At 58.4% G+C, this 10844-nt stretch carries 9 protein-coding genes; 5 read left to right on the forward strand and 4 right to left on the reverse strand.

What is annotated here, in order from left to right:
* Positions 1-14 precede the first annotated feature (14 nt).
* The 5 genes from ftsA to K7431_RS13015 all read left to right on the forward strand — a co-directional run bounded on the left by ftsA (position 15) and on the right by K7431_RS13015 (position 5407).
* Positions 15-1277, forward strand: a complete 1263-nt coding sequence (gene ftsA / locus K7431_RS12995; protein WP_010213031.1) for a cell division protein FtsA — start codon at positions 15-17, stop codon at positions 1275-1277.
* Positions 1278-1343: 66 nt separating this feature from the next.
* Positions 1344-2549 (forward strand): cell division protein FtsZ, encoded by a 1206-nt coding sequence (ftsZ, locus tag K7431_RS13000; protein WP_012722300.1) that lies wholly within the window; start codon positions 1344-1346, stop codon positions 2547-2549.
* A gap of 112 nt (positions 2550-2661) precedes the next feature.
* Entirely contained in the window at positions 2662-3573 is a 912-nt protein-coding gene (gene lpxC, locus K7431_RS13005) for a UDP-3-O-acyl-N-acetylglucosamine deacetylase (protein ID WP_003171886.1), read from the forward strand.
* Between the two features lie 363 nt (positions 3574-3936).
* Positions 3937-4410, forward strand: a complete 474-nt coding sequence (locus K7431_RS13010) for a hypothetical protein (protein ID WP_012722301.1) — start codon at positions 3937-3939, stop codon at positions 4408-4410.
* Positions 4403-5407 carry a hypothetical protein gene (locus K7431_RS13015; protein WP_148270889.1) on the forward strand — a complete coding sequence of 335 codons (1005 nt, stop codon included), beginning with the start codon at positions 4403-4405 and terminating at the stop codon, positions 5405-5407. Before K7431_RS13010 ends, K7431_RS13015 begins: the two co-directional genes overlap by 8 nt.
* A 68-nt stretch (positions 5408-5475) precedes the next feature.
* On the opposite strand, the gene K7431_RS13020 is transcribed toward K7431_RS13015, so the two are convergent.
* The 4 genes from K7431_RS13020 to K7431_RS13035 all read right to left on the reverse strand — a co-directional run bounded on the left by K7431_RS13020 (position 5476) and on the right by K7431_RS13035 (position 10836).
* A complete protein-coding gene (locus K7431_RS13020; RefSeq protein ID WP_012722303.1) occupies positions 5476-6969 on the reverse strand; it encodes a sensor domain-containing diguanylate cyclase in 1494 nt (497 codons plus the stop codon).
* Between the two features lie 85 nt (positions 6970-7054).
* Positions 7055-8377 (reverse strand): OprD family porin, encoded by a 1323-nt coding sequence (locus tag K7431_RS13025; RefSeq protein WP_012722304.1) that lies wholly within the window; start codon positions 8375-8377, stop codon positions 7055-7057.
* A 412-nt stretch (positions 8378-8789) separates the two neighbouring features.
* Positions 8790-10154 carry a heavy metal sensor histidine kinase gene (locus K7431_RS13030; protein WP_012722305.1) on the reverse strand — a complete coding sequence of 455 codons (1365 nt, stop codon included), beginning with the start codon at positions 10152-10154 and terminating at the stop codon, positions 8790-8792.
* The gene (locus K7431_RS13035; RefSeq protein WP_012722306.1) at positions 10144-10836 is read right to left on the reverse strand and encodes a heavy metal response regulator transcription factor; all 693 of its coding nucleotides are present in this window, start codon (positions 10834-10836) and stop codon (positions 10144-10146) included. Before K7431_RS13035 ends, K7431_RS13030 begins: the two co-directional genes overlap by 11 nt.
* Between the last annotated feature and the right edge of the window lie 8 nt (positions 10837-10844).

Consider the following 10844-nt stretch of genomic DNA (forward strand, 5'->3'; position numbering starts at 1 on the left):
AAGAGGCAGGACCCATGGCAAACGTGCAAAGCGGCAAAATGATCGTCGGTCTCGATATCGGCACCTCCAAGGTGGTGGCGCTGGTGGGCGAGGTCGGGGAAGACGGCGTCATCGAAATCGTCGGTATTGGCACGCATCCGTCCCGGGGCCTGAAGAAGGGCGTGGTGGTGAACATCGAGTCCACCGTGCAATCGATCCAGCGCGCCATCGAAGAAGCGCAGCTGATGGCGGGTTGCCGGATTCACTCGGCGTTCGTCGGCGTGGCCGGCAACCATATCCGTAGCCTGAACTCCCACGGCATCGTGGCGATCCGCGACCGCGAAGTCAGCTCGGCCGACCTTGAGCGCGTCCTCGACGCTGCCCAGGCCGTGGCGATCCCGGCTGACCAGCGCGTGCTGCACACCCTGCCGCAGGACTACGTGATCGATAACCAGGAAGGCGTTCGCGAGCCCCTGGGCATGTCGGGCGTACGTCTGGAAGCCAAGGTTCACGTGGTGACCTGCGCCGTCAACGCTGCACAGAACATTGAAAAATGCGTGCGCCGCTGCGGCCTGGAAATCGACGACATCATTCTTGAGCAGTTGGCCTCGGCTTACTCGGTACTGACCGACGACGAAAAAGAGCTGGGCGTCTGCCTGGTCGACATCGGCGGCGGCACCACCGACATCGCGATCTTCACCGAGGGTGCGATCCGTCACACCGCCGTGATCCCGATTGCCGGCGACCAGGTCACCAACGACATCGCCATGGCGCTGCGTACGCCGACCCAGTACGCCGAAGAAATCAAGATCCGCTACGCCTGCGCCCTGGCCAAGCTGGCCGGTGCCGGCGAGACCATCAAGGTGCCAAGCGTGGGCGACCGTCCACCGCGCGAATTGTCGCGCCAGGCCCTGGCCGAAGTGGTCGAGCCGCGTTACGACGAGCTGTTCACCCTGATCCAGGCTGAACTGCGTCGCAGCGGCTACGAAGATTTGATCCCGGCCGGCATCGTGCTGACCGGTGGCACCTCGAAGATGGAAGGCGCGGTCGAACTGGCCGAGGAAATCTTCCACATGCCGGTTCGCCTGGGCGTACCCCATGGCGTCAAAGGCCTGGGCGACGTGGTGCGCAACCCGATTTATTCCACCGGTGTGGGCTTGCTGTTGTACGGGCTGCAAAAGCAGACCGACGGCATTTCCCTGTCGGGCCCGAGCAACCGTGACAGCTACCGCAGCGACGACGAGGCGAAAGCGCCGTTGTTCGAGCGGCTGCAGGCTTGGGTCAAGGGCAATTTCTAACGATTTACCGCAACACCGCAGTAAGCAGTAGGCGAAAAAACTAGAGAAAACGAAAGGAGAGGGAACATGTTCGAACTCGTAGACAACATCCCCGCCAGCCCGGTCATCAAAGTGATTGGTGTTGGTGGTGGCGGCGGCAACGCTGTCAACCATATGGTCAAGAGCAACATTGAAGGCGTTGAATTCATCTGCGCCAACACTGATGCCCAGGCGCTGAAAAGCATCGGCGCGCGGACCATCCTGCAATTGGGCACAGCCGTGACCAAGGGCCTCGGCGCTGGCGCCAATCCGGAAGTCGGCCGTCAAGCCGCCCTGGAAGACCGTGAGCGTATTGCCGAAGTGCTGCAAGGCACCAACATGGTGTTCATCACCACGGGCATGGGCGGCGGTACCGGTACCGGTGCGGCGCCGATCATTGCCGAAGTGGCCAAGGAAATGGGCATCCTGACGGTCGCTGTGGTGACTCGTCCGTTCCCGTTCGAAGGTCGCAAGCGCATGCAGATCGCCGACGAAGGCATCCGTCTGCTGTCTGAAAGCGTCGACTCGTTGATCACCATTCCTAACGAGAAGCTGCTGACTATCCTGGGCAAGGACGCAAGCCTGCTGTCCGCGTTCGCCAAGGCTGACGATGTACTGGCCGGTGCCGTTCGCGGTATCTCCGACATCATCAAGCGCCCAGGCATGATCAACGTCGACTTTGCCGACGTACGTACCGTGATGAGCGAAATGGGCATGGCGATGATGGGCACTGGCTGCGCCAGCGGTCCGAACCGTGCACGTGAAGCCACTGAAGCGGCTATCCGCAACCCGTTGCTGGAAGACGTGAACCTGCAAGGTGCACGCGGCATCCTGGTGAATATCACCGCCGGTCCTGACCTGTCCCTGGGTGAGTACTCCGACGTGGGTAGCATCATCGAAGCCTTCGCTTCCGAGCACGCGATGGTCAAAGTCGGTACCGTGATCGATCCGGACATGCGCGATGAACTGCACGTGACTGTGGTTGCGACCGGCCTGGGTGCCAAAATCGAGAAGCCTGTGAAGGTTATCGACAACACCCTGCATAACAGCCAAGCCAGCCACGCCAGCCAATCGGCTGCCGCTCCAGCGCCTTCGCGCCAGGAACTGCCGTCGGTGAACTACCGTGACCTGGACCGTCCGACCGTGATGCGCAACCAGGCTCAGGCCGGTGCTGCGGCGTCCCGTAGCCCGAATCCGCAAGATGATCTGGACTACCTGGACATCCCGGCATTCCTGCGTCGTCAGGCCGATTAATGGAATGTATCAGGGCTATGAAGGTGATTGGTGTTCAGCAAAGGTCTGGTCTGCTATTATCGCCAGCCTTTGTTGATACCAGTTCGCAATTTGCGCTGAAGCGGTCCAAGCCATGATTAAACAACGCACTCTGAAGAATATTATTCGTGCCACAGGTGTAGGTCTGCACTCCGGGGAGAAGGTATACCTGACCCTCAAGCCTGCACCTGTCGACACCGGCATCGTGTTTGTGCGTGCCGACCTGGACCCTGTGGTGCAGATACCTGCTCGCGCGGAAAACGTTGGCGAAACCACGATGTCGACCACATTGGTCAACGGTGACGTCAAGGTGGACACGGTGGAGCACTTGCTCTCGGCCATGGCCGGTTTGGGCATCGATAACGCCTACGTCGAGCTCTCCGCGTCCGAAGTCCCGATCATGGATGGCAGCGCTGGACCCTTCGTATTCTTGATTCAATCTGCCGGCCTGGAAGAACAGGACGCAGCCAAGAAGTTCATTCGCATTCTGCGGGAAGTGACAGTAGAGGACGGCGACAAGCGCGCCACCTTCGTCCCGTTCGAAGGCTTTAAAGTGAGCTTTGAGATCGATTTCGATCACCCGGTATTCCGTGACCGCACCCAAAGTGCAAGCGTGGATTTTTCCAGCACTTCGTTCGTAAAAGAAGTCAGCCGCGCCCGTACCTTTGGTTTCATGAGTGACATCGAGTACCTGCGCAAGCACAACCTCGCACTCGGCGGCAGCGTTGAAAACGCCATTGTGGTCGACGCGGATGGTGTACTGAACGAAGACGGCCTTCGCTACGAAGACGAGTTCGTGAAGCACAAGATCCTCGATGCAATCGGTGACCTCTACCTGCTGGGCAATAGCCTGATAGGCGAGTTCAAAGGCTTCAAGTCGGGCCACGCCCTTAACAACCAGCTGCTGCGCAAGTTGATTGAGCAGACAGACGCTTGGGAAGTCGTGACCTTCGAAGATGCCAGCACCGCACCGATCTCTTACATGCGTCCCGTTGCGGCGGTGTAAGTAACAACTCTCTTTCTTTAGTTTTGAAAGGCCACCTTCGGGTGGCCTTTTTTTTTTGCTTGAATTTCAGTGCCTTGTATTTATCCGGGCGGCGATGGAGCGTCGAGGTGGAAATGTATTTGTGGTCGGGTAGGGGTTTATGTTCCGGTCGCCAGGTGTTGAATTTTTTTGCAATAGTTAGCTGGTTTTCTTTATTCAAGCTGTCTGAGTAATGTAGTGCTGTCGTACTGTTTTTCGATGTGAAGCATGGATGCTCTGAATTGTGGTTTCCACGAATTTCGGAGTGATGTTTATGTTTATGATTTTAGAGCTTGGCAGATTGTTCGATATGAACTTCGTCGGTTATGCCGGGAGTGTTCGAACATGAGTAAAGAAGACGCTATCTTGCACTCGTTCGGTCTGAAGGTCGGTCTGCCCGGGCTGAAGTTTGATGCTTCCCGCGCTTGCCAGTTGAGAGTTGAGGGGCTCAAGCTGGCAATTTATGATAATCGAGTCAGAAAGAGCATGACAATTCTTTGTGAACTCTCGGATCACTCGATGAGTGACACGGAGGTCCTGGATTGGCATAAGTTTCTGTTTGAATCCCAATTTGAATACTTGAATAAGGATACGGCTGTCGTCGGGCTAAATTATCTGTCAGGTGCAATGGTCGCGATGAGTCATATCGCCGATCACGATCTGTCTCTCTCACAGCTCATTGCGAAACTAAATGAGCTGATTGAATGGGTGCTGGAGTGTTCCCACCGGTTTGCCACCCGATCACGTCAGGTGCTTATCGGCCTGTCGCCTCCCGCTTATCAGTGTGCGAAGAGCCTGAGCAGAGGTCATTATGCCTAGTATCAGCCCGACCAATTCCCATGACACCTTTCCCACCTTCCCTGACGCATCGGCAGTCGGTGTTTTGGAAAGTAATGGTGTAAAGCGCCGAGTAACTATTGATGATGCCACTGGCCGATTGGGTGGTTCACTACCTGGTTCATCAGGTAGCGGTTCCACGGTAGACAAGGATGTTGCTGCTCGACAGATTGTGAAGGCGATTCGGGGATTCATCAGTGGAAAGTCTCATGAGCGGATGATTCACAACGGTTCGCTATGGAGGGGCGCGCCGGCCAGTGCTGAGAAAGACCACATTGATAAACTTTCAAGGAATAACCTCAAAACACTTTATAACGAACTGGGGGTGCTGTCCGCACAGGAAAGTAAATTTCTCACCGAGTTTTTTAATGTGCCTCTGTATGCGACCCATAGTACGGCCGCTCCGGTAAAACGTGAGGATGGCAACATTGCATTGTTTTCGCGTCAAAAGCTGATTGATCGAAGTATTATTTTTAATACTGATAATTCACCTCAGGAAGATATAAAGCTATTGGGTAATGATGACTTTGTATTTTTTGCCTTGGAGGCAGGCGTCGAACCCAAGAAGCCAAGTAGCCGTTTTGGTGGTACCACGTTTCGTTTCGGATTTGACGCGTCTGCGTTCAAGGATTCAGCGTGGTTAAGTTTGGTTGAAATGCGTTTTGCACAGACGCCAAATTTGGATCGACATATAGACGGCTTGAGCGGTGACGAATACGCCCGGATCTCAAAGCGAAAAATTAATCCATTTGAGACTGTTTTTTCAAGGGGGGACATGAGCGCGGGTATTGGCTTATCGCTTGTTCAGGATTTTCGGAAGCTTTCACCGGCATCAAACCATCGTATGCTTGAATGTACGGGAGAAGTGGAAATGAATAAGCTTCTTAATGGCTTCTATCGTCCAGAGATAAAAGTCGCCAGGCATTTTTTCTCGGACAACTATATGGAGGCGGCCGTCAGAAAGGATGACAAGACATAGGCCAACAGTTGACGGCGTGCGGGGCGCGGCGTTCGTGATGCGATGCACTTACCTGGCAGGCGCAGGTGTTACAGGGTGCTGGCATCCACAATCCGATTACGCCCTGTGTGCTTGGCCTCGTACAACGCCCGGTCCGCACTCAACAGCAACGCCTCCAGCGATAGGCGACTGCGTTTATCCCAGGTGCTCATGCCGATGCTCACCGTAATCGGCCGCTCGCTCCCCGTTACCCGCGGCAAGTGTTCGACAGCGCTGCGGATATGTTCGGCAATCACCCATGCGCCCCGGGTATCGGTCAAGGGAAGCACCACCGCAAACTCCTCACCGCCATAGCGTGCCGCCAGGTCGGCAGGGCGGCGGATGTTGGCGCCGATGACCTGCGCCACCGTACGCAGCGCCTCATCACCGCCCTGATGGCCATGGCGGTCGTTGAAGGCCTTGAAGTGGTCCACGTCGATCATCAACACCGTCAGGGGGTCAGTTGAGCGCTGAGCGCGGTCCCACTCCAGGCGTAGGCGTTCATCCAGCACGCGCCGGTTGGCCAGGCCGGTCAGCGCGTCGGTGGCTGCCAGTTCTGACAGGACGCGTTCAGCGCGAAAACGACGCCGCAGTTCCCGACGCAGCATCCAGGTCAACCACAACAAACCCATACACAGAAAGCCGGTGGCGCCACTGGTCAGCAGTGCGGCGCGTTTCCAGGGAGCGAACACATCCTCGCTGGACAGTGCCACTACCACGATCAGCGGCAGTTCTCCGACAGTGGTGAAGGTGTATAAGCGCTCCTTGCCGCTGATGGCCGAGATGGCCTGGAAGCTGCCGATGCCTTCATGCAGCATTCTCTTGAAATTGGGCCGCGTGCTCAGGTCCTTGTCGATCATGTCGCGTTCAAGCAGTGGCTGCTGCGCCAGCAGAATGCCTTTTTTGTTCAGCAGGTTAACGCTGCTGCCGTTGCCGATCGTGAGGGTGTTGAAGAGCTGGTCGAAATACGCCAGGCGCATCGTCGCGACCGCGACCCCGGCGAATTCGCCGTTGGGTCCCGACACCCGGCGACTGAATGCCATGCGCCAGACCTGGTCGCAGTCGCAATGGATCTTGAACGGGCGGCTGATAAACAGGCCGACGTTCGCGTCCTGGGTATGCGCCTGGAAATAATCGCGATTGGAAAAATTACGGGCTGAAGGCCGCAGCGTGGAGGAGTCCGCGATCACATTGCCATTGGCGTCCAGCAACAGGACTTCGCCCTTGAAGGGCGCCGCTGTGGATAAGTCAAACTGGACCAAGTGCTGGATATTGGCGGCGACTTGCGATAAGTCCTCGCGCTGGGTGGCTGCAATCAATCCATTGAGCGCCAAGTCGTACAGCTCGACGTTACGCAGCACATCGGCATTGATCAGTTGGGCAATGTTGGTGGTTGAGCGGGTAGCGGCCTGCAGGGTGCTGGCGTGTTCGCGGATCAGTAAGGCCGCGACAATGATGACAATCAGAACAACAGTGAGGCCACTGCCCAGAATCAACAGGAGCTCGGGGTGTGCAGGTGCGGTACGAACACGGCGTTGACTCATCGGGCAGACTTCAGCGGTGTGGATGCTGGCAGTTTAGTTCTACCCGATGAAAATTAAATGGGTGGCTGGAAAGAAAGATTGCGCCTTAAAACACGTTGATCGGATAGTCGACGATCACCCGGTACTCATCCACGTCCCGATCCACCGCCGAGTAGCCGTTGCTGCCACGGTTGACCGCCCATTGCAGGCGCACCGCCAGGTCCTTGGCCTTGCCCCCCTGTACCACGTATTTCAGGTCGATATCCCGCTCCCAATGCTTGGCGTCCTTGCCGTCGGCGCTGTACCAGGCGCTGTAGCCACGGCTTTGCGGGTCGACCTTGGTCAGGTCGGTCTTGCCGCTGATATAGGACACCGCCGAGGTCAGGCCGGGCAGGCCCAAACCGCCGAAGTTATAGGCGTACTTGAGTTTCCACGAGCGCTCATTGGGGCCGTTGAAGTCCGAATATTGCTGGGAGTTGTCCAGGTACACGCTGTCACCTTGCGCGATGTAGTCGAACGGCGTGTTGCCGTTGACCCGCTGGTACGCGGCGGTGACGCTGTGGTGGCCGACGTCCACGGTGAAGTGCAGGCTGTAGGTGTTGTTGTCGATATCACCCAGCAGCGACTGCCCGGTGTCCTGGGTGTGGTAGTAGTGCAGACCGGGGTTGAGACTGATCATCTCGTTGACCACATAGGTGTAGTCCAGGTCGTAGTAGTACTGGTTCCACACGTCCTTGAGCTCGGAGGCATAGAGGTTGCTGGTCAGCCCGTCGATACCGCTGAACGCCACACCGGCCCAGTTCATGTGCTGGCTGTCAGCCGTGTTGGGCAGCGCGCCGTAGCTGGTGCCGATACGACGGTGGCCGCTCTGGTTGTAGAGCTTGGTGAAGCTGGCCTGGCCGCCTTCGAACATCCAGCCGTCGAGGCTGTGGTTGGTCAGGCTCACGCCACGGAAGGTCTGCGGCAACATGCGGGTCGCGCCGCCGGCGATCACCGGGTTATTGAGGAACAGGTCGCCGGCCCTCAACTCGGTATCGAACGCGCGCATTTTCAAGGTGCCGCCCGCCGTCGAGAACGAGCCGGGCGCCTTACCGTTGCCGCTGCCGTACGGAAGGATGCTGGAACCGTCCGTGCCGCCACCGCCATCGAGCTTGAGGCCGAGCATGGCATGGGCGTCCAGGCCGAAACCGACGGTGCCCTGGGTGTAGCCGGATTCGAAGAGGCCGATGAAACCCTGGCCCCATTCCTTGCTGTCATCGGTGTGGATGTCGCGACGGTCGCGGTTCATGTAGTAGTTGCGGGTGTTGATGTTGAGGTGGGCGCCTTCGACGAAACCGTCGGCGGGGGTGGTGTCTGCTGCGTGGGCAAGAGGGACGATCGTTGCTGCAATTGCGAGGAATAACGGGGTCAACGTCAGCGAGTTCTTCACCGGTGTAGCTCCTTTGGTCAAACGGAAACGGCCAATGTCGTGGGGGGATGCCTGGCCTTTTTTACGGCAAAAAAAAGCCGCTGAAGTCAGCGGCTTTAAGACAGATTCCCAGTGTAGAGCCCTGGAAATAAGTCGAGGGAAATTCGGGTAAGCGGGAGGCTGCCTTTGCCGTCGCGCTCATCGATGCGTCAAACTAACGCAGGCGAGCGGTACGGTACAGAGTGTAACAAGATAATGACTGTTGCCCAAACCGCAACAGTTGCGATGACGACCTCGATGACGGGCGCACTGCGATCCCAGTGTGGGCGGGGGCTTGCTCCCGATGACGGTGTGTCAGTCACCGATGTTCTGGCTGATCTATCGCTATCGGGAGCAAGCCCCCTCCCACAGTGGGTCGTGGTGGTTTCAGGAATCAGGCTGGCAGGGTGATGCCAAAGGTATTGCCACGACTGTCGCTGCGCACGAACACATCACCGCCGTGCATCAAGGCAATTGCCTTGACGATGGCCAGTCCCAAGCCATGGTTGGCGCCGCTGTTGCTGCGCGACGCGTCCACCCGATAGAAGCGCTCGAACAGGCGCGGCAGGTGTTCGCTGGCAATCACATCGCCGGGGTTGGTCACACCGATTGCCACCTGATGTTCCTGCACTTCGATATTCACCACGATGACTTGCCCCGGCTCGGTGTGTTGCACCGCGTTGCTCAGCAGGTTGATCAGCGCACGGCGCAGGTGGGCCTTTTCGATCTGCACCTGGGCATCGCCATGCACCTGTACCTGCACCTGGGCGTCTTCGAGGATGAAGTCCAGGTAGTCGAGGGTGGTCGCCACTTCGTCGGCCAGGGAGCTTTCGATCAGTTTGGTGGCCTTGCTGCCCTGGTCGGCGCTGGCGAGGAACAGCATATCGTTGATGATCGACCGCAGGCGCTCCAGCTCTTCGAGGTTCGATTGCAGCACCTCGAAGTAATGCTCGGCCGAGCGCCCGCGGGTCAGCGCGACCTGGGTCTGGCCGATGAGATTGGTCAGCGGCGAACGCAGTTCGTGGGCCACGTCGGCGTTGAAGGATTCCAGGCGCGAATAGGCCTGCTCCACGCGGTCGAGGGTGGCGTTGAACGAGTTGACGAACTGGTTCAACTCCGGTGGCAGCGGCGACAGCTGCAGGCGCCCGGAGAGTTTCGGCGGGGCGAGTTTGCGGGCTTCCTCCGACAGCTTGATCAGCGGCTTGAGACCGATGCGCGCCACCCAGAACCCCAGCAGCGAGGCCAGCACCACGCCCACCAGTGCCAGGCTGATCAACGCCACCAGCAGATGGTGCTGGGTGGCGCGGAAGTTCTCGGTGTCGATGGCGATCATAAAGCGCAGCGGCGGGCGTTGATCCTTGGCCGGGAACTGGCTCACCAGTGCCTTGAACGGATGTTTGTAGCCCGGCAGATGCAAGTCGCGCTTGCCGGTTTGTCCTTCCGCAAAGGCGCGGATCTGCGCATCGGGCTCTCCGTATTCGTAGGTCGGGTCGCTGCTCACCACCCAGAAACGAATGCGCTTGTCTTCCTCACCCAACAGCTTGAGCTTGGCCTTGATCTTCTGCCAATGGTCCGGTGTGCCGAAGCGATTTACCGAGGATTCGAGCACGCTGTAACGGGCATCCAACTCGGCCCCCGGCAACAAGCCCAGGCCCCGGTCCACCTGCTGATACAACACGCCGCCGATCAACAGGAAGATCAGCAGCGCCACCAGGGTGAACATGCCGCTCAGGCGCAGCGCAATTGAGTTAGCCACCACTTGGGGTCTCCACCAGGCGACTCTCCAGCACATACCCCATGCCACGGATGGTGTGCAGCAGTTTCTGTTCGAATGGCCCGTCGAGCTTGGCGCGCAGGCGCTTGATCGCGACTTCCACCACGTTGGCGTCGCTGTCGAAATTGATGTCCCAGACCATTTCCGCAATCGCGGTCTTGGACAGGATCTCGCCCTGGCGCCGCGCCAACACGCTGAGCAGCGAGAACTCCTTGGCGGTGAGGTCCAGGCGCACGCCGTTACGGCTGGCCTTGCGGCTGATCAGGTCGATCCACAAATCGGCGACCGTCACCTGCACCGGCTCATGACCGCCGCTGCGGCGGGTCAGGGCCTGCAGGCGTGCCACCAGTTCCAGGAAGGAAAACGGCTTGCCCAGGTAATCGTCGGCGCCTTCGCGCAAACCACGGATGCGGTCTTCCACGCGCTCGCGGGCGGTGAGCATGATCACCGGCGTCTGCTTGCGCGCACGCAAGGCGCGCAGTACGCCAAAGCCATCGAGGCCTGGCAGCATCACGTCGAGCACGATCACCGCATAATCGTTCTCCAGGGCCAGGTGCAGGCCTTCGACGCCTTCGCGGGCCACGTCGACGGTATAGCCTTGCTCCGTCAGGCCGCGGTGCAGGTAGTCTGCGGTTTTTTCTTCATCTTCAATAATCAGGACGCGCATGAGCCTTT

It is taken from the genome of Pseudomonas fluorescens group sp. (genome assembly GCF_020093335.1).
Taxonomy (GTDB): Bacteria; Pseudomonadota; Gammaproteobacteria; order Pseudomonadales; family Pseudomonadaceae; genus Aquipseudomonas; species Aquipseudomonas petroselini.

Coding starts and splice junctions, on each gene's coding strand:
- K7431_RS13020 (WP_012722303.1), bottom strand. CDS start 6,969: ATGAGTCAACGCCGTGTTCGTACCGCACCTGCACACCCCGAGCTCCTG.
- K7431_RS13035 (WP_012722306.1), bottom strand. CDS start 10,836: ATGCGCGTCCTGATTATTGAAGATGAAGAAAAAACCGCAGACTACCTG.
- K7431_RS13010 (WP_012722301.1), top strand. CDS start 3,937: ATGAGTAAAGAAGACGCTATCTTGCACTCGTTCGGTCTGAAGGTCGGT.
- ftsZ (WP_012722300.1), top strand. CDS start 1,344: ATGTTCGAACTCGTAGACAACATCCCCGCCAGCCCGGTCATCAAAGTG.
- K7431_RS13015 (WP_148270889.1), top strand. CDS start 4,403: ATGCCTAGTATCAGCCCGACCAATTCCCATGACACCTTTCCCACCTTC.
- ftsA (WP_010213031.1), top strand. CDS start 15: ATGGCAAACGTGCAAAGCGGCAAAATGATCGTCGGTCTCGATATCGGC.
- lpxC (WP_003171886.1), top strand. CDS start 2,662: ATGATTAAACAACGCACTCTGAAGAATATTATTCGTGCCACAGGTGTA.